This is a genomic window from Cupriavidus sp. 01L415 (assembly GCF_056400065.1).
Window position 1 is genome coordinate 70,680 of the sequence record NZ_JBFTSP010000013.1, and the last position, 24,073, is coordinate 94,752.

At 64.3% G+C, this 24,073-nt stretch carries 29 protein-coding genes; 28 read left to right on the forward strand and 1 reads right to left on the reverse strand.

Annotated elements, in window-relative coordinates:
* Positions 1-43 precede the first annotated feature (43 nt).
* On the forward strand, positions 44-1,507 hold the full coding sequence (locus tag AC1DOX_RS18935; protein WP_441619500.1) for a glutamate synthase subunit beta: 1,464 nt from the start codon (positions 44-46) through the stop codon (positions 1,505-1,507).
* Positions 1,508-1,679: 172 nt separating this feature from the next.
* On the opposite strand, the gene AC1DOX_RS18940 is transcribed toward AC1DOX_RS18935, so the two are convergent.
* Positions 1,680-2,204, reverse strand: coding sequence for a GNAT family N-acetyltransferase (locus AC1DOX_RS18940; RefSeq protein WP_441619502.1), 525 nt, complete (start codon positions 2,202-2,204; stop codon positions 1,680-1,682).
* Positions 2,205-2,428: 224 nt separating this feature from the next.
* Between AC1DOX_RS18940 and AC1DOX_RS18945 the strand changes: the two genes are divergently transcribed.
* The 27 genes from AC1DOX_RS18945 to AC1DOX_RS19075 all read left to right on the forward strand — a co-directional run bounded on the left by AC1DOX_RS18945 (position 2,429) and on the right by AC1DOX_RS19075 (position 23,699).
* Positions 2,429-3,553 (forward strand): tripartite tricarboxylate transporter substrate binding protein, encoded by a 1,125-nt coding sequence (locus AC1DOX_RS18945; protein ID WP_441619504.1) that lies wholly within the window; start codon positions 2,429-2,431, stop codon positions 3,551-3,553.
* Positions 3,554-3,679: 126 nt separating this feature from the next.
* Positions 3,680-4,531, forward strand: a complete 852-nt coding sequence (locus AC1DOX_RS18950; RefSeq protein WP_441619506.1) for an ABC transporter ATP-binding protein — start codon at positions 3,680-3,682, stop codon at positions 4,529-4,531.
* A complete protein-coding gene (mlaE, locus tag AC1DOX_RS18955) occupies positions 4,528-5,304 on the forward strand; it encodes a lipid asymmetry maintenance ABC transporter permease subunit MlaE (protein WP_441619508.1) in 777 nt (258 codons plus the stop codon). Before AC1DOX_RS18950 ends, mlaE begins: the two co-directional genes overlap by 4 nt.
* Positions 5,305-5,340: 36 nt before the next feature.
* The gene (gene mlaD, locus AC1DOX_RS18960) at positions 5,341-5,892 is read left to right on the forward strand and encodes an outer membrane lipid asymmetry maintenance protein MlaD (protein ID WP_441619510.1); all 552 of its coding nucleotides are present in this window, start codon (positions 5,341-5,343) and stop codon (positions 5,890-5,892) included.
* A complete protein-coding gene (locus tag AC1DOX_RS18965) occupies positions 5,889-6,893 on the forward strand; it encodes an MlaA family lipoprotein (RefSeq protein ID WP_441619512.1) in 1,005 nt (334 codons plus the stop codon). Before mlaD ends, AC1DOX_RS18965 begins: the two co-directional genes overlap by 4 nt.
* Positions 6,894-7,132: 239 nt before the next feature.
* Positions 7,133-7,759 (forward strand): MlaC/ttg2D family ABC transporter substrate-binding protein, encoded by a 627-nt coding sequence (locus tag AC1DOX_RS18970; RefSeq protein WP_092141152.1) that lies wholly within the window; start codon positions 7,133-7,135, stop codon positions 7,757-7,759.
* Between the two features lie 130 nt (positions 7,760-7,889).
* The gene (locus AC1DOX_RS18975; protein ID WP_092141150.1) at positions 7,890-8,192 is read left to right on the forward strand and encodes an STAS domain-containing protein; all 303 of its coding nucleotides are present in this window, start codon (positions 7,890-7,892) and stop codon (positions 8,190-8,192) included.
* Positions 8,193-8,469: 277 nt separating this feature from the next.
* The gene (locus AC1DOX_RS18980; RefSeq protein WP_441619515.1) at positions 8,470-9,420 is read left to right on the forward strand and encodes an ABC transporter ATP-binding protein; all 951 of its coding nucleotides are present in this window, start codon (positions 8,470-8,472) and stop codon (positions 9,418-9,420) included.
* A complete protein-coding gene (locus AC1DOX_RS18985; protein ID WP_369804711.1) occupies positions 9,417-10,241 on the forward strand; it encodes an ABC transporter permease in 825 nt (274 codons plus the stop codon). Before AC1DOX_RS18980 ends, AC1DOX_RS18985 begins: the two co-directional genes overlap by 4 nt.
* Positions 10,242-10,274: 33 nt before the next feature.
* The gene (locus tag AC1DOX_RS18990) at positions 10,275-10,523 is read left to right on the forward strand and encodes a BolA family protein (RefSeq protein ID WP_092141146.1); all 249 of its coding nucleotides are present in this window, start codon (positions 10,275-10,277) and stop codon (positions 10,521-10,523) included.
* A 101-nt stretch (positions 10,524-10,624) separates the two neighbouring features.
* Complete coding sequence (gene murA / locus AC1DOX_RS18995) at positions 10,625-11,887, forward strand: UDP-N-acetylglucosamine 1-carboxyvinyltransferase (RefSeq protein ID WP_441619518.1); 1,263 nt, start codon at positions 10,625-10,627, stop codon at positions 11,885-11,887.
* Between the two features lie 54 nt (positions 11,888-11,941).
* Entirely contained in the window at positions 11,942-12,616 is a 675-nt protein-coding gene (hisG, locus tag AC1DOX_RS19000; protein WP_092141142.1) for an ATP phosphoribosyltransferase, read from the forward strand.
* Positions 12,617-12,652: 36 nt separating this feature from the next.
* Positions 12,653-13,990: a histidinol dehydrogenase gene (gene hisD / locus AC1DOX_RS19005; RefSeq protein WP_441619520.1), complete on the forward strand. Its 1,338-nt coding sequence runs from the start codon at positions 12,653-12,655 to the stop codon at positions 13,988-13,990.
* Between the two features lie 32 nt (positions 13,991-14,022).
* Positions 14,023-15,123, forward strand: a complete 1,101-nt coding sequence (gene hisC / locus AC1DOX_RS19010) for a histidinol-phosphate transaminase (RefSeq protein ID WP_092141138.1) — start codon at positions 14,023-14,025, stop codon at positions 15,121-15,123.
* 7 nt (positions 15,124-15,130) lie between these two features.
* Positions 15,131-15,718 (forward strand): imidazoleglycerol-phosphate dehydratase HisB, encoded by a 588-nt coding sequence (hisB, locus tag AC1DOX_RS19015; protein WP_441619523.1) that lies wholly within the window; start codon positions 15,131-15,133, stop codon positions 15,716-15,718.
* A gap of 82 nt (positions 15,719-15,800) precedes the next feature.
* The gene (locus AC1DOX_RS19020) at positions 15,801-16,424 is read left to right on the forward strand and encodes a YchE family NAAT transporter (protein WP_441619525.1); all 624 of its coding nucleotides are present in this window, start codon (positions 15,801-15,803) and stop codon (positions 16,422-16,424) included.
* Complete coding sequence (hisH, locus tag AC1DOX_RS19025; RefSeq protein ID WP_176861065.1) at positions 16,421-17,074, forward strand: imidazole glycerol phosphate synthase subunit HisH; 654 nt, start codon at positions 16,421-16,423, stop codon at positions 17,072-17,074. Before AC1DOX_RS19020 ends, hisH begins: the two co-directional genes overlap by 4 nt.
* Before the next feature lie 162 nt (positions 17,075-17,236).
* Positions 17,237-17,980 carry a 1-(5-phosphoribosyl)-5-[(5-phosphoribosylamino)methylideneamino]imidazole-4-carboxamide isomerase gene (hisA, locus tag AC1DOX_RS19030; RefSeq protein WP_092141132.1) on the forward strand — a complete coding sequence of 248 codons (744 nt, stop codon included), beginning with the start codon at positions 17,237-17,239 and terminating at the stop codon, positions 17,978-17,980.
* Between the two features lie 85 nt (positions 17,981-18,065).
* Positions 18,066-18,836 carry an imidazole glycerol phosphate synthase subunit HisF gene (gene hisF, locus AC1DOX_RS19035; protein ID WP_092141129.1) on the forward strand — a complete coding sequence of 257 codons (771 nt, stop codon included), beginning with the start codon at positions 18,066-18,068 and terminating at the stop codon, positions 18,834-18,836.
* Positions 18,837-18,838: 2 nt separating this feature from the next.
* The gene (hisI, locus tag AC1DOX_RS19040; protein WP_092141127.1) at positions 18,839-19,246 is read left to right on the forward strand and encodes a phosphoribosyl-AMP cyclohydrolase; all 408 of its coding nucleotides are present in this window, start codon (positions 18,839-18,841) and stop codon (positions 19,244-19,246) included.
* Positions 19,243-19,611: a phosphoribosyl-ATP diphosphatase gene (locus AC1DOX_RS19045; protein WP_441619529.1), complete on the forward strand. Its 369-nt coding sequence runs from the start codon at positions 19,243-19,245 to the stop codon at positions 19,609-19,611. The genes hisI and AC1DOX_RS19045 overlap by 4 nt, the downstream gene beginning before the upstream one ends.
* Positions 19,612-19,668: 57 nt before the next feature.
* Entirely contained in the window at positions 19,669-20,061 is a 393-nt protein-coding gene (locus AC1DOX_RS19050) for a DUF4870 family protein (protein WP_441619531.1), read from the forward strand.
* A 58-nt stretch (positions 20,062-20,119) separates the two neighbouring features.
* Positions 20,120-20,476, forward strand: coding sequence for a histidine triad nucleotide-binding protein (locus AC1DOX_RS19055; protein ID WP_092141121.1), 357 nt, complete (start codon positions 20,120-20,122; stop codon positions 20,474-20,476).
* A gap of 151 nt (positions 20,477-20,627) precedes the next feature.
* Positions 20,628-20,864, forward strand: a complete 237-nt coding sequence (tatA, locus tag AC1DOX_RS19060; protein ID WP_441619533.1) for a Sec-independent protein translocase subunit TatA — start codon at positions 20,628-20,630, stop codon at positions 20,862-20,864.
* 93 nt (positions 20,865-20,957) lie between these two features.
* Positions 20,958-21,476, forward strand: a complete 519-nt coding sequence (gene tatB, locus AC1DOX_RS19065) for a Sec-independent protein translocase protein TatB (protein WP_441619535.1) — start codon at positions 20,958-20,960, stop codon at positions 21,474-21,476.
* 94 nt (positions 21,477-21,570) lie between these two features.
* Entirely contained in the window at positions 21,571-22,359 is a 789-nt protein-coding gene (gene tatC / locus AC1DOX_RS19070) for a twin-arginine translocase subunit TatC (protein WP_092141115.1), read from the forward strand.
* Positions 22,360-22,613: 254 nt separating this feature from the next.
* Positions 22,614-23,699, forward strand: a complete 1,086-nt coding sequence (locus tag AC1DOX_RS19075) for a porin (RefSeq protein ID WP_441619537.1) — start codon at positions 22,614-22,616, stop codon at positions 23,697-23,699.
* The last annotated feature ends 374 nt before the right edge of the window (positions 23,700-24,073 follow it).

Below are 24,073 nucleotides of genomic sequence, written 5' to 3' on the forward strand. Positions count from 1 at the left end.
GCTGGCCCGGCCGCCTCGCGCCAAGCAAGACCAAGGATGCAACATGGGTAAGGCGACTGGCTTTCTCGAATTTCCGCGCCAGAACGAAGGCTACGAACCGGTAGTCAAGCGCGTGAAGCACTACAAGGAGTTCGTGTTCGCGCTGTCCGACAGCGAAGCGAAGATCCAGGGCGCGCGCTGCATGGATTGCGGTATCCCGTTCTGCAACAACGGCTGCCCGGTCAACAACATCATTCCCGACTTCAATGACCTGGTGTACCGCCAGGATTGGAAGTCGGCGATCGACGTCCTGCACCAGACCAACAACTTCCCCGAGTTCACGGGCCGCATCTGCCCGGCACCGTGCGAGGCCGCCTGTACGCTGGGCATCAACGAGCTGCCGGTGGGCATCAAGTCGATCGAGCACGCGATCATCGACAAGGCATGGGACGAAGGCTGGGTGGCACCGCAGGTGCCGGCTCACAAGACCGGCAAGACCGTGGCCGTGGTGGGTTCCGGCCCCGCCGGCCTCGCCGCGGCACAGCAACTGGCGCGTGCCGGCCATGACGTCACCGTGTTCGAGAAGAACGACCGCATCGGCGGGCTGCTGCGCTACGGCATCCCCGACTTCAAGATGGAGAAGACGCTGATCGACCGCCGCATGGAGCAGATGCAGGCCGAAGGCGTGACGTTCCGCGAGGGCGTGATGGTGACCGACGGCGCGCTGCCGGCCGGCATCAAGAACTACGCCCGCGAGACCATTTCCGCTCAGGCGCTGGTCGACCAGTTCGACGCCGTCGTGCTGGCCGGCGGCGCGGAAGTGCCGCGCGACCTGCCGGTGCCGGGCCGTGACCTCGCCGGCGTGCACTACGCGCTGGAATTCCTGATCCCGCAGAACAAGGAAGTGGCGGGCGACGGCCAGAACGAGATCCGCGCCGAAGGCAAGCACGTGATCGTGATCGGCGGCGGGGATACGGGGTCCGACTGCGTGGGCACGTCCAATCGCCATGGCGCCGAGTCCGTGACCCAGTTCGAGCTGCTGCCGCAACCGCCGGAAGAAGAGAACAAGCCGCTGGTGTGGCCGTACTGGCCGATCAAGCTGCGCACGTCGTCGTCGCACGACGAAGGCTGCTCGCGTGACTGGTCGATCGCCACCAAGGAATTCATCGGCGAGAACGGCAAGGTCAAGTCGCTCAAGGCGTGCCGCGTGGAGTGGAAGGACGGCAAGATGCAGGAAGTGCCGGGCAGCGAGTTCGTGCTGCAGGCCGACCTGGTGCTGCTGGCCATGGGCTTCACGAACCCGGTGGGCTCGATGCTGGAAGCCTTCGGCGTGGATACGGATGCTCGCAAGAACGCCAAGGCGGCGACCGAAGGCGATCGTGCTTACTACACGAACGTGCCGAAGGTCTTTGCTGCGGGCGACGTCCGCCGCGGCCAGTCGCTCGTGGTATGGGCGATCCGCGAAGGCCGCCAGGCTGCCCGGTCCGTTGACGCGTTCCTGATGGGCCATACGGAACTGCCGCGCTAACTGATGCGCTGACTGTCGACGGGGTGGCCGCGATCGCGACCACGCCCTGAGCAATGAAAATCCCCCGCAAGCCATGAGGCTGTGCGGGGGATTTTTTTCGTAGGCGGCCCAGCCGGCTGCACGCGCACGTGCTGGCCGGGCATCACCTGCCACCCATGCTGTCAGCCTTTCGTCAGCCCGGGAGCCTACGCTCCATGAGCACCGCGTCGACCCCATAGGCGGCGAGCTTCGCGGCGTGAGGCGCGGCTTCGATGGCGGGCAGCGGGGCGTACCCAAGCCTGCGCCACCAGGCCGCCGCGGACTGCACGGCGATCAGGCGCGATGACGCAAGACCCATTGCCAGTGCGGCGTCGCGCGCAGCGTCGTAGAGCCGGGCCGCCAGTCCGGCGCCACGGCCCACCGGCGCGACGGCCATGTCATGGACGAACCATGTCAGGGATGCTGACGCGGGCCAGTGCGCCATGAGTACATCGTCAAACGGGGGCAGCGTGGACGTGGGCCATGGGTGCGTGAAGAAATAAGCGGCAAGGTGCCCTCCAGGCAGGGCTGCGACCCAGCACGTGTCTGGCGAAAGCGCCAGGCGGCTGGCGAGCGCATCGGCGGATTCGAGCAAGGCGCTGCCGTAGCACTGCGCCTGCACGGCCAGCACGGCGGACATGTCGGCGGCCGCCATCCGCCGCAGGACGATTTCAGACATCCGGGAATTATACGGGGCGAGTCATGCATCACCTGCCGCGCGACGGCCTCGGGCGGGCGTTTCGCGGGGCCAGCATTGGGGTCCACCCGGCTATGGTTTACGTGGTCTGTGCCGTCTCGGACATTGTTCGTACAATGCCCAAAAACGATAACAAAGAGACTGCCTCGAATCCCTTTCAGCCGATTTGGTGTCGCATGCATCACGCTGCGGCCCGGAGGAAATTGATGTCCGAAGTTCGCAAGTTGTCGCGGCTTTGGCGAGGTAAAGCGAAGTTGCCAACACTCGCTGCCAACCAGGCAGTCCCGCGGCGATGGCTTCGGGGTGCCGCATTCCTGTGCGCATGCGCGGGCGCCGCCATGGCGTTCGCACAGCCGCCGGGGGCCCCCGCATCGGGCGCCCAACTCGCCAGCATTCCAGCAAGCCCGCGCGCCGAGGCGCTCAATCGTCAGGTGTCATTCCCGGCCAGGCCGATGCGGCTGATCGTGCCGTTTCCGGCCGGGGGCGTCGCCGATGCCGTCGCCCGACTGCTGGCCGAACGGCTGGCGGTCCGGCTCGGTGTGCCGGTGGAAGTCGACAACCGCCCGGGAGCGGCCGGCACGATGGCGGGCGATGTCGTCGCCAAGTCCAGTTCCGACGGACACACCCTGCTTTTCCATCAGGCCAATATGCTGATCCAGCCTGGGCTGGAGCCGGTGCCCTATGACGTGGTGCGCGACTTCACGCCGGTGGCACGCGTCGCCACGATGCCGCTGTTCCTGGTGATCGATGGCCGCCTGCCGATGCAGACGCCTCAGCAATGGGCGACGGCGGTGCGCTCGAACCCTTCTTCATATAGCTACGGATATGGCCAGTCCGGCAGTCCGGCGCATCTGTATGCGGAGTACGCCGTGCGCGGCATTCCGAGTGGCGTGCCGCTGGTGGCCGCCAAGGGCGAGAATGCCGTGGTGCAGGAAATGCTCGCGGGCCGCATCAGCGCGTGCTTCTGCTCGTATTCGGCGGTGCAGAGCCATGTGCGGGCCGGCACGCTGCGCATGCTTGCCGTGACAGGTGTGGCGCGCTCGCCGCTGGCACCTCAGGTGCCGACACTGCAGGAGTCGGGCCTCGAAGGTTACGCCGCGGCCGCCTGGTACGGCGTGATGGCGCCGGCCAAGACGCCGCGAGCCATCGTCGCCCGGCTGGCGGCGGAACTCGACAATGTGACAAACGAGCGCGAAGTCCGGGCACGCCTCCTGGCGGCCGGGCTGACGGCAGTGCAGGATTCTCCGGAGGCGTTCGCTACCGCCATCCGCTCGGAGTCGATCCAGTGGCAGGTCATTCTCCGGCAGGCCGGGCAGGGTGGTGAGCCGTAACCCCGACTTGGCCTGCGGTAACGCCACGGATTGTTGTCCAACGTGCAATGTAGAGATCACCACACGGCAACCGGCGCACATAGGTGGTAGCCCTTATAATGGCCGCCTGTCCAATCCGGTGCCAACGTGATCGCTACCGTACCGAGCCTTCCCGGCCAGCTTTTTACCGGCCCGAACGTCGTCGAACTCGCGGATGTCGATTTTGCATACGCGGCTGGCGACAAGCCCATCCTTTCCGGCCTTTCCATGCGTTTTCCGCGCGGCAAGGTGGTGGCCGTCATGGGCGGGTCCGGCTGTGGCAAAACCACGGTGATGCGACTGATCGGCGGCATGGTTCGTCCGCAGAGCGGACGCGTCACATTCAACGGCGCCGACATCGATACGATGGACCAGGACGGGCTCTACGCCGTCCGGCGTCAGATGGGCATGTTGTTCCAGTTTGGCGCGTTGTTCACTGATTTGTCTGTATTCGACAACGTTGCCTTCCCCCTGCGCGAGCACACCGACCTGCCGGAATCGATGATCCGTGACCTGGTCCTGATGAAGCTCAATGCCGTCGGCTTGCGCGGTGCGCGCGACCTGATGCCCGCGCAGATTTCAGGCGGCATGGCGCGGCGCGTGGCGCTGGCCCGGGCGATTGCGCTGGATCCGGCCCTGATCATGTATGACGAGCCGTTTGCCGGACTGGACCCGATCTCGCTGGGCCTGACCGCCAACCTGATTCGCAGCCTGAACGACGCACTGGGTGCGACGACGATCATCGTCTCGCACGACGTGCAGGAGACGTTCCAGATCGCCGACTACGTCTACTTCATTGCCAACGGCAGCATTGCCGCCGAGGGCGAGCCGGAGGCGCTGCGCGCGTCGACCGACCCGTTCGTGCACCAGTTCGTGCATGCCGAGGCCGACGGACCGGTGCCGTTTCACTATCCCGGTCCCTCGCTGGCCGACGACTTTGCTGCCGGAGGATCGCGTTGACCGGCTTCTTTACCGCCATCGGCGCCTCGGTACGCCAGTTCGTGGGCGGACTCGGCCGCGCCACCCGCATGTTCTTCGCCCTGCTCGCGTTGTCGCCGGCCTTGCTGCGGCGCTTCCGGCTGGTGACCGACCAGGTCTTCTTCGTCGGCAACCTGTCGCTTGTGATCATCGCCGTCTCGGGCCTGTTTGTCGGTTTCGTACTGGGCCTGCAGGGCTACTACACCCTGAACCGCTACGGCTCCGAGCAGGCATTGGGCCTACTGGTGGCGCTGTCGCTGGTCCGTGAGCTTGGGCCGGTGGTGAGTGCATTGCTGTTCGCGGGCCGTGCCGGCACGTCGCTGACGGCAGAGATCGGCCTGATGAAGGCGGGCGAACAACTGACGGCCATGGAGATGATGGCCGTGAACCCGCTGCAGCGCGTGATTGCCCCGCGCTTCTGGGCGGGTGTCATCGCCATGCCGATTCTGGCGGCCATCTTCAGCGCCGTGGGCATCCTGGGCGGCTATCTGGTCGGCGTGCAGCTGATCGGGGTGGACGCCGGGGCGTTCTGGTCGCAGATGCAGGGCGGCGTGGATGTGCGTGCCGATGTGCTCAATGGCGTGATCAAGAGCTTCATCTTTGGCATCGCGGTGACGTTTATTGCCTTGTATCAAGGTTTCGAGGCCAACCCGACGCCGGAAGGCGTGTCGCGCGCAACCACGCGCACCGTGGTGCTGGCATCGCTGGCGGTCCTGGGGCTGGACTTCCTGCTCACGGCGCTGATGTTCAGCTGAGCCGGTGGCTTCCATCGCATTGGAAAAGAGAATCGCATGAAGAAAAAATCGCTCGACTACTGGGTGGGGTTGTTCGTGGTGGTGGGGTTTGCCGCCCTCCTGTTCCTGGCACTCAAGGCTGGCAACATGAGCAGCTTCTCGTTCCAGGAGACCTACGGCGTGACGGCACAGTTCGACAACATCGGCGGCCTGAAGGCGCGCGCGCCGGTCAAGAGCGCGGGCGTGGTGGTGGGCCGGGTGGCGGGCATCCGCTTCGATGACAAGGCATACCTGGCCACCGTGGAACTGAGCCTGGACAAGCGCTACCAGTTTCCCAAGGACACGTCGGCCAAGATCCTGACCTCGGGCCTGCTCGGTGAGCAATACATCGGCCTGGAAGCCGGTGGCGACACCGCCATGCTGGCGCAGGGCGGCAAGATCACGATGACCCAGTCGGCCGTGGTGCTGGAAAACCTGATCGGCCAGTTCCTGTACAACAAGGCGGCCGATGCGGGCGCGGGTGGCGGCAGCGCCGCCCCGGCGCCGGCCGCTCCGGCATCCGGTGCCGCCACCTTGCCCGCCGCGCCAGGTCTGGGTGGAACGAAATGAGCGCTGGTGGCAGAGGACACCGGCCGCGGGGGCTGACGCGGCTGGTGGTAGCGATCGTGGCTGCAGTGGCGCTGGCCGGTTGCGCGACTGGCCCCAATGCCAATCCGAAGGACCCGCTGGAGCCGCTTAACCGGGGCGTCCACACGGTCAATGAACAGGTCGACAAGTACGCGCTCAAGCCGGTGGCGCAGGTGTATGCGGACTACGTGCCGTCGCCGGTGCGCACTGCCATCGGCAATGTCTTCTCCAACATGAGCGATGTGTACTCGGCGGCGAACAACCTGCTGCAGGGCAAGCCGACGCGTGCGGCGGAAGACACGATGCGCGTGGCGATCAACAGCGTGCTGGGTATCGGCGGGCTGATCGACATTGCCACGCCGGCTGGGCTGCCGAAGTACAAGGAAGACTTCGGCCAGACGCTGGGCGTGTGGGGCGTGCCGTCGGGACCGTACCTGGTACTGCCGCTGTTCGGTCCGAGCAACGTGCGCGACACTGTGGGCATGCTGGTGGACCGCCAGCTGGACCCGTCCGCCTACATCTACCCGGTGTGGATTCGCAATACCGCGACCGGGGTGCGGATTGTCGATGGCCGCGCGCAGTTGCTGGGCGCGTCGAACCTGATCGAAGCGGCGGCGCTGGATCGGTATGCGTTCCTGCGTGATTCCTATATGCAGCGGCGGCAGTACCTGATCTATGACGGCAACCCGCCGGCGGATAAGAGCGAGGACGGCGACGAGACCCCCGCGCCGTCCGGCCCGGCTTCTCCGGCTGACGGCCAGTCCGCGGAGCCGGCGATGCCGGCCGCTCCGGCGGAAGGCAAGCCCGGTGCGCCGGCCGATGGCAAGCCTGCCTCGCCGGCAGATGGGACGCCTGCGGCACCAGCCGACGGCAAGCCGGCTTCGGAGGCGCAGCAGCAGGGCACGCAGCCCGACCAGGCGCTGCCGGTGCCGCCGCCCAACCGATTGATTGGTCCGGGCGGGACGTTGCGCTTCGGTCGCTGAGAGGCGGCCGGACCAATGTGGACAAGGGGCCGGTCGCCTGTGAGCGTGCTGTGAGCTCTGAAACAAAGTGTTTGAAAGTGGCGCCAGCGCTACGTGGACGTGAAACGTCCCGCTGGCGCCTGTGTTCCAATAGGCGCGGTATCTGGCAGTTGTCGGGCTGGGCCGGCCAAGGTTCCCTGGGCACCCGCTCGTCACGTCATCGCCGATGAGCAAAGCCCTTGATTGAAAGGAAATACACAATGCTGAAGCGTTTGCTGCTCCCCGTCGTCGCCGTTTTCGCCTTTGCCGGCGCCGCGCAGGCCCAGGATCCCGTGGACGCGTCCTCGCCCGACGCGCTGGTCAAGACCGTGGTGAACGACGTCATGGCCACCGTGAAAAGCGACAAGGACATGCAGGCCGGCAACATTGCGAAGATCTCGGCGCTGGTCGAGCAGAAGATCCTGCCGAACGCCAACTTCACGAAGACCACGCAGATCGCGATGGGCCGCAACTGGTCGAAGGCCACGCCCGAACAACAGAAGATCATCACCGACGAATTCAAGACGCTGCTGATCCGTACGTATGCCGGCGCCATTGCCCAGATCCGCGACCAGCAGGTTCAGTTCCGTCCGTACCGTGGCACGCCGGAAGACACCGACGCGACGATCCGCACCCAGGTCATCAACAAGGGCGAGCCGATCCAGCTGGACTATCGTCTGGAGAAGACCGCGCAGGGCTGGAAGGTGTATGACATCAACGTGCTGGGCGCCTGGCTGACCGAGGCCTACAAGGGCAGCTTCAACACGATCGTCGGCCAGCAAGGCGTGGATGGGGTTATCAAGACCCTGCAGGACCGCAATCGCCAGTTGGCCAACGCCAAGAGCTAGCCCGTCCGGCACGATCTGGTTGCGGTGCAGCACACCGCAACCAAACTGGTCTACAATGGCCGCTCGCTCCCGCCCGCTGTATGCCGAGCGGGAGTTCTTGTTTTTTCGCCCCCTCTTTCCCTCGATCCTGATGCCTTCGTTCGGAGCCTCGCTGACCAACCGCAACGCCGCCGCCGTGCTGCGTGACGGGCTGTCGCGCGTGACCCAGGGCGACGTGGCAGTGGATTGCAGTGCGCTAGTGCAGGTCGATTCGGCCGCCGTCGCCGTGCTTCTGGCGTGGCAGCGTGCCGCAGCCGGGCGCGGCCAGGCCCTGGCACTGACCGGTGTGCCGCCACAACTGGCCGAGTTGGCCAGCCTCTACGGCGTCGACGGACTGCTCGGCCTGGCGCCGGTTGCAGCCGCCTCTCTCCCGGAACACCACCACCGACATTGAACCGGCATCCGTGGCCGCGCGCCGTTTGCGCTGGTCGATGCGATGCCCCGGCGCCGGCCGAGCGGCCGGACGCCGCGTCGGAATGGCCGGCCCGGCAGGATCGGACCGAAGCGGGAGATCCCCCGCATCCCCTATAATTCCGGGTTGTTCGTCCCCATGTCGCCCCCAAGTGTCCTGACACTCATGCACCAGGTGCTGCGCGGCTAACCCCGAGGGCGCTCCCCAACTCCAAGAGAGGCCGGTCCCCCAAAGTGGACCCGTCACAAGACATTCGGCCATGAAAGCCATCGAAATTACCGATGTCCGCAAGCGCTACCGCAGTCTGCAAGCGCTCAAGGGCGTCAGTTTTACCGTCGAGCGCGGCGAATTCTTCGGCCTGCTCGGCCCCAACGGGGCCGGCAAGACCACGCTGATCTCGATCCTCGCAGGCTTGAACCGGGCCGATTCGGGGCGCATCAGCGTGCTCGGGCATGACGTGGTGGATGACTACCGCATGGCCCGCCGCATGCTGGGCGTGGTGCCGCAGGAACTGGTGTTCGATCCCTTCTTCACGGTGCGCGAGACGCTGCGCCTGCAGTCCGGCTACTTCGGGCTGACGCGCAATGACGATTGGATCGACGAGATCATGGCCAACCTGGATCTCACCAACAAGGCCGACAGCAACATGCGCCAGCTCTCCGGCGGCATGAAGCGCCGCGTGCTGGTGGCGCAGGCGCTGGTGCACCGGCCGCCTGTGATCGTACTGGATGAACCGACGGCCGGCGTGGATGTTGAGCTGCGCCAGACGCTGTGGAAGTTCATCTCGCGCCTGAACCGCGAAGGTCACACGATCATCCTGACCACGCACTACCTCGAAGAGGCCGAGGCGCTGTGCGATCGTATCGCCATGCTGAAGTTTGGCGAGGTGGTGGCGCTGGACCGGACCAGCAACCTGCTGACCCAGTTTGCCGGGCTGCAACTGGTGCTGACGCTGTCGCGCGGCACGCTGCCGCCGGAGCTGGAAGCGCTGCGTACCCCCTCGAACCCCGGCGAGCGCGCCCACCGGCTGCGCCTGTCCGGCTACGAGGCGGTGGAGCCGATCCTGGCCGCGCTGCGCGAAGCCGGCTGCGAAGTCGAAGACATGGAAATCAGCAAGGCAGACCTCGAGGACGTGTTCGTCCAGATCATGCGGCGGGAGGGGCACATGCCCGGCGCGCTACCCGACCCCGCCATGGAGCCCGCGGCATGAGAAACCCGGCAGATATCGACATCGCCGACGATCAGGCGCGCCTGGCCTCGATGGCCGTGGGTGGCTTCGTCGGTTTCCGAACCCTGCTGTACAAGGAAGTCCTGCGTTTCTGGAAGGTCGCTTTCCAGACCGTGGCGGCGCCCGTGCTGACCGCGGTGCTGTACCTGCTGATCTTCGGTCACGTGCTGGAAGACCGGGTGCGGGTTTATGACCAGATCAGTTACACCGCCTTCCTGGTGCCGGGCCTGGTGATGATGAGCGTGTTGCAGAATGCGTTTGCGAACAGTTCGTCGTCATTGATCCAGTCCAAGATCACCGGCAACCTGGTGTTYATCATGCTGCCGCCSCTGTCGCACTGGGARATGTTYGGYGCCTAYGTGGTGGCGTCGGTCATCCGCGGTCTCAGCGTGGGCCTGGGCGTGCTGCTGGTGACGGCGTGGTTCGCGAACCTGCATTTCGCCAACATCGCCTGGATCGTGGTCTTCGCGCTGATGGGCGCGAGCATTTTGGGCACATTGGGGTTGATCGCAGGCATCTGGGCGGAAAAATTCGACCAGCTGGCCGCGTTCCAGAACTTCCTGATCATGCCGGCCACGTTCCTGTCCGGCGTGTTCTATTCGATTCACTCGCTGCCGCCGTTCTGGCAGGCGGTGTCGCACGCCAACCCGTTCTTCTACATGATCGACGGGTTCCGCTACGGCTTCTTCGGCGTATCGGACGTGCCGCCCCTGCATAGCCTGGCGGTGGTGGCCGTCGCGTTTGCAGTGCTGGCCGCGCTGGCGCTGCGAATGCTCAGGACGGGTTACAAGCTGCGGCACTGATTGCCGCACCGACGGATTTCACAAGAGACAGACATGCTGCCTACACCGGAACAAGTCAGGGATTACATTGCCCAAGGTTTGCCCTGCGACCATCTGGAAGTGGAAGGCGATGGCCAGCACTTCTTTGCCACCATCGTCAGCGCGGAGTTTGACGGCAAGCGCCTGATCCAGCGTCACCAGCGTGTCTACGCCGCACTGGGCGACCGCATGCGCGCCGAGATCCACGCGCTGTCGATGAAGACGCTGACGCCGGCCGAATGGCAGGCGGGCGAGGGCAAGTAAGGCAGGGCCGTTTCACCGATTGGAGCCGGGCGCCGATATGCGCGGCTCCCGCCACAACGATACCGGGCGGGCATGATCCGTCCGGTCGCAACTGACAGAACATGGACAAATTCCAGATTCAGGGCAATGGCCCGCTCAAAGGCGAGATCCGTGTTTCGGGCGCCAAGAACGCGGCGTTGCCCATCCTCTGCGCCGGTCTGCTGACCGCCGATACCGTCACCATCGACAACGTGCCGGATCTCCAGGACACGCGCACCATGCTCAAGCTGCTGCGCGAGATGGGCATGCAGGCCGACATGACCGGCGACACCGCCACGCTGGTGGGCGCGGGCATCAACTCGCCGGAAGCGTCCTACGACCTGGTGAAGACCATGCGGGCGTCGATCCTGGTGCTCGGGCCGCTGGTGGCGCGCTTCGGCGAGGCGCGCGTCTCGCTGCCCGGCGGCTGCGGCATCGGTGCACGTCCCGTGGATCAGCACATCAAGGGCCTGCAGGCCATGGGTGCCGAGATCAATATCGAGCACGGTTTCATCCATGCCCGCGCCAGCCGGCTGAAGGGGGCCCGCGTGGTGACGGACATGATCACCGTGACCGGCACCGAGAACCTGCTGATGGCCGCCACGCTCGCCGAAGGCGAAACGGTGCTTGAGAACGCCGCGCGCGAACCCGAGGTGACCGACCTGGCCAACCTGCTGGTCAAGATGGGCGCGAAGATCGACGGCATTGGCACCGACCGGCTGATCGTGCAGGGCGTCGATCGCCTGCATGGTGCCCGGCACACCGTGGTGGCCGATCGCATCGAGGCCGGCACTTTCCTGTGCGCGGCCGCCGCCACGCTGGGCGACCTGGTGCTGCGCGGCGTGCCGCCGCTGATCCTGGACGCCGTGCTGATCAAGCTGCGCGAGGCGGGCGCCCAGATCGAGACCGGTGACGACTGGATCCGCCTGGCCATGCCGCGTCGCGCGCAGGCCGTGAGCTTCCGCACGTCGGAGTACCCGGCTTTCCCGACCGACATGCAGGCGCAGTTCATGACACTGAACGCGATCGCCGAAGGCACCGCCCGCATCACGGAGACGATCTTCGAGAACCGCTTCATGCACGTGCAGGAACTGAACCGCCTGGGCGCCAACATCACCGCCGAGGGCAACACGGCCGTGGTGACCGGCGTGCCGCGCCTGTCCGGTGCCAGCGTGATGGCGACCGACCTGCGCGCATCCGCCAGCCTGGTGATTGCCGGCCTGGTGGCCGACGGCGAGACGGTGATCGACCGGATCTATCACCTGGACCGTGGCTACGACCGCATGGAAGACAAGCTGTCGGCGGTGGGCGCCAAGATCCGCCGCCTGACCCGCAGCGCGGCCTGATTGCCAGCGCAAGCACGCCGAGCCGACTCCCGAATATCGATTAAGAACCTGACGATGAGCCCCGCCTTCAATGCCTCGCCCGACCAGCTGACGCTGGCGCTGTCCAAGGGCCGCATCTTCACCGAGACCCTGCCGCTGCTGGCGGCCGCCGGCATTCACGTGACCGAGGATCCCGAGACATCGCGCAAGCTGATCCTGCCCACGTCCGATCCGGCCGTGCGCGTCATCATCGTGCGCGCCTCGGACGTGCCGACATACGTGCAGTACGGCGCGGCGGATTTCGGCGTGGCCGGCAAGGACGTGCTGATGGAACATGGCATGACCGGGCTGTATGCGCCGATCGACCTGAACATCGCCCGTTGCCGCATGTCGGTGGCGGTGCCGGCGGGCTTTGACTACGCCAATGCGGTGCGCCAGGGTGCGCGGCTGGCCGTGGCCACCAAGTATGTGCAGACCGCGCGCGAGCATTTTGCCAAGAAGGGCGTGCACGTGGACCTGATCAAGCTGTACGGCTCGATGGAGCTCGGGCCGCTGGTCGGCCTGTCGGACGCGATCGTCGACCTGGTGAGCACGGGCGGCACGCTGCGTGCCAACAACCTCGTCGAAGTGGAAGAGATCGTGCAAATTTCATCGCGGCTGGTGGTCAACCAGGCCGCGCTCAAGCTCAAGCGGGAACGGCTGGCGCCGATCCTCGACGCGTTTGAACGGGCCTCGGCGGCGCTTGCCTGAGGCAGCAGCGACCGGGGACTCGCTAGGAAGGAAGTCATGAACGAAACCGATATGGAAAACCTGTCGATCCGCCGGCTGGACTCCGTCGAGCCCGGCTTTGCCAGCGCGCTGCGCCAGGTGCTGGCGTTCGAGGCGTCCGAGGACGAGGCGATCGATCGCGCGGCTGCGCAGATCCTGGCCGACGTGCGTGCGCGCGGCGACGAGGCGGTGCTCGAATACACGCGTCGCTTTGACCGCGTGGAAGCATCGTCGATGGGTGCGCTGGAACTGTCGCAGGCCCAGCTCGAAGCGGCGCTGGAAGACCTGGAACCGAAGCGCCGCGCCGCACTGGAAGCCGCCGCCGCGCGCGTGCGGGCCTACCACGAGAAGCAGAAGATCGAGTGCGGCAGCCATAGCTGGGAATACACGGAATCCGACGGCACGATGCTGGGCCAGAAGGTGACCCCGCTGGACCGCGTGGGCCTGTATGTGCCGGGCGGCAAGGCGGCCTACCCGTCGTCCGTGCTGATGAATGCGATTCCGGCCCGCGTGGCCGGCGTCAAGGAAGTCATCATGGTCGTGCCCACGCCCGGTGGCGTGCGCAATGAACTGGTGCTGGCCGCCGCGCAGATCGCCGGCGTGGATCGCGTCTTCACGATCGGCGGCGCGCAGGCTGTCGGCGCGCTGGCCTACGGCACGGCTACGCTGCCGCAGGTGGACAAGATCGTCGGCCCGGGCAATGCCTACGTGGCTGCGGCCAAGCGCCGCGTGTTCGGCACGGTGGGCATCGACATGATCGCCGGCCCCTCGGAAATCCTGGTGATTTGCGACGGCACCACGGACCCGGACTGGGTGGCGATGGACTTGTTCTCGCAGGCCGAGCACGACGAACTGGCGCAGTCGATCCTGCTGTGCCCAGATGCGGAATACCTGAATCGCGTGGAAGCGAGTATCCAGCGCCAGCTGCCCACGATGCCGCGCCGTGAGGTGATCGCTGCCTCCTTGGCCGGCCGCGGCGCCCTGATCAAGGTGCGTGACATGGAAGAGGCGTGCGAGATCGCCAACGCCATTGCACCGGAACACCTGGAAATCTCCGCCGAGAACCCACGCCAATGGAGCGAGAAGATCCGCCACGCCGGCGCCATCTTCCTGGGCCGCTACACCAGCGAGTCGCTGGGCGACTACTGCGCGGGGCCGAACCACGTGCTGCCAACCTCACGCACCGCGCGTTTTTCGTCGCCGCTAGGCGTGTACGACTTCCAGAAGCGCTCGAGCCTGATCGAGGTGAGCGAGGGCGGGGCGCAGATGCTGGGCCAGATCGCGGCCGAGCTGGCGTATGGTGAAGGCCTGCAGGCCCACGCCCGCAGCGCGGAATACCGTTTCAAGCGTAGTTGATTGTTTAAATTCTTAACGTAAGAGGATTCTTCATGCCTGCCGTAGACCCTTCCCTGATCGAACGCATCATCCGTGACGACGTGCGCGCCATGGGCGCCTACCATGTGGCGGATTCGCACGGTCTGGTGAAGCTCGACGCGATGGAGAATCCGTACTGCCTGCCCCCCGCACTGCGCACGCAACTGGCCGCGCGGCTGGGCGAGGTGGCGCTGAACCGGTATCCGGTGCCGAGCAGCGAGGCGCTGCGCGCGAAGCTCAAGGACGTCATGGGCGTGCCGGCCGGCATGGATGTGCTGCTGGGCAACGGATCGGACGAGATCATCAGCATGCTGGCGCTGGCCGCGGCCAGGCCGGGCGCGAAGGTGATGGCGCCGGTGCCGGGCTTCGTGATGTACGCGATGTCCGCGCAGTTCGCCGGGCTCGAGTTCGTCGGCGTGCCGCTGCGCGCGGACTTCACGCTGGATCGGGCGGCGATGCTGGCGGCGATGGCCGAGCACAAGCCGGCCATCATTTACCTGGCGTATCCGAACAATCCGACGGGCAACCTGTTCGACGCCGCCGACATGGAGGCCATCGTCCGCGCCGCGCAGGGAGAGGTCTGCCAGAGCCTGGTGGTGGTGGACGAGGCCTACCAGCCGTTCGCGCAGGAAAGCTGGATGCCCCGGCTGACCGAATTCGGCAACCTGCTGGTCATGCGCACCGTGTCGAAGCTGGGCCTGGCCGGCATCCGCCTGGGCTACGTGGCCGGCGAGCCGGCATGGCTGTCCCAGCTGGACAAGGTCCGCCCACCTTATAACGTCAATGTGCTGACCGAGGCCACGGCGCTGTTCGCACTGGAGCATGTCGGCGTGCTCGACGACCAGGCAGCCCAACTGCGCGCCGAACGCACGCGGCTGGCCGACGCGATGGCCGGGCAGCCCGGCGTAACGGTATTCCCGAGCGCCGCCAACTTCCTGTTGGTTCGCGTGCCGGATGCGGCACAGATATTCGATCGACTCCTGGCGCGGAAGGTATTGATCAAGAACGTGAGTAAAATGCACGCATTGCTGGCCAACTGTCTGCGCGTGACGGTCAGCACGCCCGAAGAAAACGCGCAGTTTCTTGAAGCCTTTGCCGCTTCATTGCAGGATTAACCCCACCATGCGTGTTGCAGAGGTCACCCGCAATACCTCGGAAACGCAAATCCGCGTTTCGCTGAATCTCGACGGTACCGGTCGCCAGAAGCTGGCGTCCGGCGTGCCGTTCCTCGACCACATGCTGGATCAGATCGCCCGCCACGGCATGTTCGACCTCGAGGTCGAAGCCACCGGCGATGTCCATATCGATGACCACCACACGGTGGAAGACGTCGGTATCACGCTCGGCCAGGCAGTTGCCAGGGCCATCGGCGACAAGAAGGGGATCACGCGCTACGGCCACAGCTATGTGCCGCTGGACGAATGCCTGTCGCGCGTGGTGATCGACTTCTCGGGGCGCCCCGGTCTGGAGTTCCACGTGCCGTTCACGCGTGCGCGCGTGGGCAGCTTCGATGTGGACCTGACGATCGAATTCTTCCGCGGCTTCGTCAACCATGCCGGCGTGACGCTGCATATCGACAACCTGCGTGGCATCAATGCCCACCATCAATGCGAAACGGTGTTCAAAGCCTTCGGGCGGGCCCTGCGCATGGCGGTGGAACTGGACCCGCGCGCGGCCAACATCATCCCATCGACAAAAGGCACCCTCTGATCCAGACTGCCTTCCGCGACACCTTGTAGGCGTGCCGGCTGGTTGCGGCGCCCGCTGACGAACACCGATACACCCGCAACCGATGGATACGCTCAAGTCCTTTATTTCATTGCTGGCGCTGATCAACCCGATCGGGGCGATCCCGTTCTTCATCAGCCTGACCAGCCAGCAGACGGAAGCGGAGAAGCTGCGTACCATCAAGACGGCGTCGGTGTCCGTGGCAATCGTGGTCGGGGTGTCGGCGCTGCTGGGTCAGCAGATCATCGAGTTCTTCAATATCTCGGTGGCGTCGTTGCAGGTAGGTGGCGGAATCATCATGATCATGATGGCCATGAACATGCTGAACGCCCAGACCAGCCGGACCAAGGCCACGCCCGAGGAAGAGGACGAGGCCGAGGCCAAGGCAAGCATCGCGGTGGTGCCGCTGGCGCTGCCGTTGCTGACCGGGCCGGGGTCCATCAGCACGGTGATCGTCTATGCCGGCAAGACCCAGCACTGGTACCAGTTGCTGGTACTGGTGGGCCTGGGAGTGTTGCTGGGCGCGGTGGTGTACATGACGTTCCGCGCGGCGGATCCCATCGCGCGGGTGATTGGCCGGACCGGGATCAATATCGGCACGCGCCTGATGGGGCTGATCCTGTCGGCGCTGGCCGTCGAATTCATTGTGGACGGGCTGAAGACATTGTTGCCTGTTTTGAAATCATGACTACCATAGCAATTGTGGATTACGGCATGGGCAACCTGCGCTCGGTGGCGCAGGCGTTGCGCGCCGCGGCACCGGAAGCGGATGTCCAGGTAGTGGATCGGCCGGAAGCGATCCGCGCGGCGGACCGCGTGGTGTTGCCGGGCCAGGGCGCCATGCCGGACTGCATGGGTGCGCTGGGCGGCTCCGGGCTGCAGGAGGCGGTGCTGGAAGCGGCCGCCAGCAAGCCGATGCTGGGTGTGTGCGTTGGCGAACAGATGCTTTTTGACCACAGCACCGAAAGTCGCACTGGAGGCGTCAGTACGCCGTGCCTGGCGCTGATGCCGGGCGAGGTGATTCGCTTTGAGCTGGACGGGATGACGCAGCCGGACGGCTCGCGTTACAAAGTGCCGCAAATGGGATGGAATCGCGTGCACCAGTCGCGCGCCCACCCGCTGTGGGAGGGGATCCCGGACGACAGCTGGTTCTATTTTGTGCACAGTTATTATGTGCATGCGCAGGACCCGGCCCACATTGCCGGCGAAACCGAGTATGGCGTCGTGTTTACCAGTGCGGTAGCACGCGATAATATTTTTGCCACGCAGTTTCACCCGGAGAAGAGCGCCGCCATGGGTTTGCAGTTGTATCGGAATTTCGTGCATTGGAATCCGTAAGGCACCTGTACCTGAAGCGCCCCCGATACTGTCCAGCGATCGTTCAGAGCCACTAACCAGACTGCGCATCCACTGCCAAACTGACATGACCTGAACAGCCAGCGCGTTTGCCGGCATCGCTACCTTTTTCCTTTTTACACAACCACCACGCTCGTCACGCTTATGTTGCTCATTCCGGCCATCGACCTGAAGGACGGTCAGTGTGTACGCCTCAAACAAGGCGACATGGACCAGGCCACCGTCTTTTCCGAAGATCCCGCCGCCATGGCACGTCACTGGGTGAACCAGGGCGCGCGTCGCCTGCACCTGGTAGACCTCAACGGCGCATTCGTCGGCAAGCCTCGTAACGAGGCCGCCATCAAATCCATCATCGCCGAGGTGGGCGACGAGATCCCCGTGCAGCTGGGCGGCGGCATCCGTGACCTGAACACCATCGAGCGCTGGCTGGATGATGGCTTGTCGTACGTCATCATCGGCACTGCCGCGGTGAAGAACCCGGGCTTCCTGAAGGATGCGTGCTCCGCATTCGGCGGCCACATCATCGTCGGCCTCGATGCCAAGGACGGCAAGGTAGCCACCGACGGCTGGAGCAAGCTGACCGGCCACGAAGTGGCGGATCTCGCTCGCAAGTACGAAGACTACGGCGTCGAAGCGATCATCTATACAGATATCGGCCGCGACGGGATGCTGCAGGGGATCAATATCGACGCCACGGTGAAATTGGCTCAGTCGATGTCGATCCCGGTGATCGCCAGCGGCGGACTGTCCAATCTGACCGACATCGAGCGCCTGTGCCAGGTGGAGCCAGAAGGCGTGGAAGGCGTGATCTGCGGCCGCGCGATCTACTCCGGCGACCTCAACTTCGCGGACGCCCAGGCGCGCGCGGACAAGCTGGGCGCGGAGTAAGCCAGCGACAAGCACGTGCCCGGCGCCGGGCGCGTGCAGCTGCGAGAAGCTGTCGCCATTCGGGCGGCGGCGCGCAAGGAATCTCATGCTAGCCAAACGTATTATCCCCTGCCTGGACGTGACCAACGGGCGGGTGGTCAAGGGAGTCAACTTCGTCGAATTGCGCGACGCGGGTGACCCGGTTGAAATCGCGCGTCGCTATGACGAGCAGGGCGCCGATGAGATCACTTTTCTCGATATCACCGCGACCAGCGACGGCCGCGACCTGATTCTGCACATCATTGAAGCGGTGGCCTCCCAGGTGTTTATCCCCCTGACGGTCGGCGGCGGTGTGCGCGCCGTGGAAGACGTGCGGCGCCTGCTCAACGCGGGGGCCGACAAGATCAGCGTCAACTCGTCGGCCATTGCCAATCCGCAGCTCGTATCCGATGCCACTGGCAAGTACGGCTCGCAGTGCATCGTGGTGGCCATCGATGCCAAGCGCAGTTCCGCCCCAGGCGAGGCGCCGCGCTGGGAAGTCTTCACGCATGGCGGCCGCAAGGCCACCGGCCTGGATGCCGTCGAATGGGCCCGCGAAATGGCGGCGCGCGGCGCCGGCGAAATCCTGCTGACCAGCATGGATCGCGACGGCACCAAGAGCGGGTTCGATCTGGAACTCACGCGCGCTGTCAGCGACGCCGTGCCGGTTCCCGTTATTGCATCAGGTGGCGTTGGCGGCCTGCAGGACCTGGCCGACGGAATCCGTCTGGGTCGCGCCGATGCGGTGCTGGCCGCCAGCATCTTCCACTACGGCCAGCATACCGTTGGCGAAGCAAAGGCATTCATGGCCCGCGAGGGCATTCCCGTCCGGATGTGATCATGGCAAAGAAGTGGCTGAACAAGGTGAAGTGGGACGACAACGGCCTGGTGCCGGTTATTGTCCAGGAGACGGGTTCCAATGACGTGCTGATGTTCGCCTTCATGAACCGCGAGGCGCTGCAGCGCACGGTGGAGCTTGGCGAAGCCGTGTTCTGGTCGCGCTCGCGCAAGCGTCTGTGGCACAAGGGCGAGGAATCAGGGCACGTGCAGAAAGTCCATGAGATTCGTCTGGATTGCGACGAAGACGTGGTGCTGTTGAAGGTGACACAGGTGGATAGCATCGCCTGCCACACTGGCCGTCATTCGTGCTTCTTCCAGAAGTTCGAGGGCGATGCCGAATCGGGCGACTGGCAGACCGTCGAGCCGGTGCTGAAGGATCCCTCCACCATCTACGCGGCCAAGTCATGAGCGATTCCCTCTCCGAGGCAGAAGTGCTGGCGCGCGTGGCTGCGACGCTGGAGTCCCGCAAGCCGGAAAACGGTGGCGACCCCGACAAGTCCTACGTGGCGAAGCTGTTCCACAAGGGCGACGATGCCATCCTCAAGAAGATTGGCGAGGAAGCGACGGAAACGGTGATGGCGGCCAAGGACGCCCGCGCCGCGGGGCTTAGCCAGGAGGCTGTCGGCAAGGTGGTCTACGAAGTGGCCGACCTGTGGTTCCACAGCATGGTGCTGTTGGCACGATTCGGCGTGACGCCGTCGGATGTGGTCAACGAACTGGCGCGCCGCGAAGGGATGTCCGGGCTGGCGGAGAAGGCCAGCCGCAAGGAGTAGCATAGATCCCCTGGCGCCCGGGAATCGCCCGGGCACGGCGCAACGCTGGAGGGCAAGATGGCGACGGACTACACCACGCAAGTCACGACTACCCCGGACACAGACAAGCTAGATGGCCTGCGCAAGCTGACGCATATTCTCTATGCGCTGTATGCGATTTTCTGGCTGACCGGCGGCATCACGGCGCTGATCGCGATCGTCGTGAACTATGTCAAGCGCGACGATACGCGCGGCACGCTTTACGCCTCACATTTCGCGTGGCAGATCCGCACGTTCTGGTGGTCGATCGTCTGGACCGTGGTCGGCGGATTCATGTTTGTCACAGTGCTGCTGTTCCCGGTGGCGATTGCGCTCTGGAGCATTTTGTCATTGTGGATGCTGTATCGTATCGTCAAGGGCTGGCTGTACCTGAATGACCGCAAGCCGATGTATCCGGACCAGCAGTTCTGAGAAAACGCGGGTCGGATCGATCGCGTGGAATGATCCGACATACTGCAACAAAAACTTCATGAAATCCCAGGACAATTGCGTTTTCTGCAAGATCGTGGCCGGTCAGATTCCGTCGCAAAAGCTGTATGAGGACGGCGAGTTGCTGGCATTTCACGATATCCATCCCAAAGCGCCGGTACACTTTCTGCTAATTCCGAAGTCGCATGTCGATTCGCTGGCCGATTGCGGACCCGGCGATTCGGATGTGCTTGCTAGAATGATGCTCAAGGTGCCTGAACTGGCGCGCCAGGCCGGCTGTGACAACGGCTTCCGGACGGTGATCAATACCGGCACGGACGGCGGACAGGAGGTCTATCACCTCCATGTCCACGTACTCGGCGGACCGCGCGACAAGTGGAAGGCACCGGCACCCTGATTACCGGGGCAGCCTGGGCATGAGCGGGCCAGGACATGTGTCCTGGCCTGGTGTCGCGTCGGCAACCGTCGCCCGACGTGACCTTTGAGGGACGGAACTACGGGGCCGGGCGGCTTACCTTGATCGCCCGCAGCTTCATCAGGAGCAAGAAATGGGTTCGTTTAGCATTTGGCACTGGCTGATCGTGCTGGTGATCGTCATGCTCGTTTTCGGTACCAAGAAGCTGCGCAATATCGGGCAAGACCTGGGCGGCGCGGTGAAGGGTTTCAAGGACGGCATGAAGGATGGCAGTGCCGAGGAACCGGGTGCCCCGGGCACCCCGGCCAAGGAACTGCGCGATTCCACCACGATCGATGTGGAAGCCAAGGAAAAGTCCCGCCAGCAGTAAGCACCTGACGGTCTTCGACTTGCCTGAAGCATTCCCCCCGGCGGCCGCGCTCGCGACGGCCCGCCCTTCCTGTGTCCCTGGCCAGATGTCCGCATGATCGATCTCGGCATTTCCAAGCTCGCACTGATTGGCGCCGTGGCGCTGATCGTGATCGGTCCTGAGCGTCTGCCCAAGGTGGCGCGGACGGTCGGCGCGCTGGTCGGCCGTGCGCAGCGCTATATCAATGACGTCAAGGCGGAAGTCAGCCGCGAGGTGGAACTCGATGAACTGCGCAAGATGCGCACGGAGTTCGAGAATGCCGCACGCGACGTCGAGCAGACCATCCACAAAGAAGTCAGCGAGCATACTCAGGCGCTGAACGAAGCTTTGGGGGGCGTGGAAGGATCTGCGTCGACGACGTCAGGCGAGGGTGCATCCGGTGGCGGCTACGTACCAAGTTGGAATGCCGCCCACAAATCCCACAACGGCCGCAAGAGCTGGCGCGTGAAGCAGGGCGCGCGACCGCTCTGGTTCAAGCGGCAGCAGAGCTCGCGCGTATGGGTGCAGTCCGGCGCTGCGCGCGTCAAGCGGCACCGTCCCGCCAGCGGCCGCGCTCGCTCGTTCTTCGAATGACCATGACGGCTTTTGCCGTCCCGCCCGCCGCGCCGGCTGGCGGCGGCCGCCACCGAACCCTGATGCCAGCCAGCGCGGCTGAAGCGGCTACGCCATGAGCGACTCCCGTTCCCAAGATCCCAACGACGAAACCCAGCAGGAAACCTTCATCTCCCATTTGATCGAGTTGCGCGAGCGGCTGGTCAAGGCGGTTGCCGGGGTGATTGTCGTCTTCCTCGGCCTCGTCTACTGGGCGCCGAATATCTACAACCTGTTCGCAGCTCCGCTGATGGAGGCCCTTCCCAAGGGCGGCCGAATGATCGTGACCGATGTCACGGGGTCGTTCTTCGTGCCGATGAAGGTCACGATGCTGGTGGCCTTCCTGATCGCCTTGCCCTGGGTTCTCTATCAGGTCTGGCAATTTGTCGCGCCAGGTCTGTATCAGCATGAGAAGAAGCTCATCCTGCCGCTGGTCACCAGCAGTTATGTGCTGTTCCTCTGCGGCGTCGCGTTTGCGTACTTTCTTGTGTTCCCGACCGTGTTTCATTTCATGGCGCACTACAACGCGCCACTTGGTGCGGACATGTCGACGGACATCGACAAATACCTGAGCTTTGCCATGACCACGTTCCTGGCATTTGGCATTACCTTCGAAGTGCCGGTGGTGGTGATCGTGCTGGTCAGATTTGGCGTGGTGGAACTGGACAAGCTCAAGCAGATCCGCCCGTATGTGATCGTTGGGGCCTTTATCATCGCCGCCGTGGTGACCCCGCCCGATGTGCTTTCCCAGTTGCTGCTGGCCGTGCCGCTGATCGCACTCTATGAGCTGGGCTTGCTGATGGCCCGCTTTGTCACTAAACAGCCGCTTGGCGCACCTTCCGCAAGCGAGACGCAGCCGGACTGAGTTCCTCCGGACTTGTAAGCACACCGTATTCTCCGCGTCTGAATGCGCTGTTTTGCACCAAAATGGTGAAAAACAACCCCCTTGCTGTTGCTTGATCACAACAAAACGCGACGGTAAACCGCGTTTACGGCGAAAAAGTCTTCTGGCGCGGAGGGGGGGTGTCACATAATACGACGCAGACGTGAAGGTTAATGCGTCGCCCAAGCACTTGGGCAACCAAGATTTCCCAATCAGTTGACAAGGAAAGTGTCGATATGAAGATGAAACTGTTTGCAGCTGCCGTTGCCGCCATGGCCGCCGGCGGTGCGTATGCCCAGTCGAGCGTGACCCTGTACGGTGTGGTTGACGCTGGTATCGAATACCAAAACCACCAGCCCGCAGCGGGCGCAGGTCAGACCGGCGGCCACGACGTGGTTCGCATGACCTCCGGTAACCTGTCCGGCAGCCGTTGGGGCCTGCGCGGCGTGGAAGACCTGGGCGGTGGCCTGAAGGGCGTCTTCGTGCTGGAAAGCGGTTTCTCCATCGACGACGGCAAGTCGGCCCAGTCGAGCCGCCTGTTCGGTCGTCAGGCCTACGTCGGTCTGCAAAGCCAGTGGGGCGCGCTGACCCTGGGTCGTCAACAGACGCCGTTCTATGAATTCGGTCTGGCCTTCGATCCGATGGCCATCTCGACCAAGTACTCGATCACCTCGCAAGATCCGGTGTTCTCGCAACGTGCTGACAATGCTGTCAAGTACGTCGGTACCTTCGGTGGCCTGACCGCCAACGCCCTGTACAGCTTCGGCTGGGATACGGGTAGCGGCGCTGCCGGCGAACTGCCGGGTTCGGCCAAGGTTGGTCGCGAGTACAGCTTGAGCCTGACCTATTCGGGCGGCCCGTTCTCGGTTGGTGCCGTCTATGACGAAACCAACGTTGGCACCGCTGTGGCGAAGGACCAAGTCCTGCGTCGCGCTTCGGTCGCTGGTACGTACGCCTTCGGCCCGGCCAAGGTGTTCGCTGGTTACCGTTGGGGTCACTCGGTTGACACCATTTTCCAAGTTGCCAATCCGGGCGGCCAAAACACGTCGAACCTGTACTGGCTGGGTCTGGGTTACCAGCTGACCCCGGCGTTCTCGCTGACGGGCGCTACCTACTACCAAGACTTCCGTGGCAGCGGCCGCGATCCTTGGACCTTCGTGGCCTCGGCTGACTACGCTTTCTCGAAGCGTACGGATGCTTACCTGACCATGAGCTACGCCAAGAACAAGGACAACTCGACGATGGGTGTCGACGGTTTCGGCAAGACCAATGGTTCGGCCAACCAGTTCGGTGCTGTGGTTGGTATGCGTCACAAGTTCTAATTTGACGCGGGTGTAAGCCCGCATCAGATTCGGCTTGATCAGAACGCCGACATCCGAAAGGATGTCGGCGTTTTGTTTTGTCCTGCAAATCCAGGTGTTTCCGTTGGGCGATGTGTTTGGGGTGATCGCACCTCGCGATCATGGTTCGCGCTCTGGTTACAGCCACTCCATCGCGGAGGGTGCCCCGCTTTGTCGGCGGTCGTGACTCCAATGCATTCCGGATGCCGACGACCAGCCCCCTGAGGGCGTACCCAGTCCTGCGTGAACAGGCTCCCATCTCAAGTGCAAGGTCGTCCCCCTACCGTGTGCTCCTGCAAGCAAGTAGAGACGTTGCCCAGCGCAGTCGCCATGCCGCGGACGTCTGCCTCAAGCAC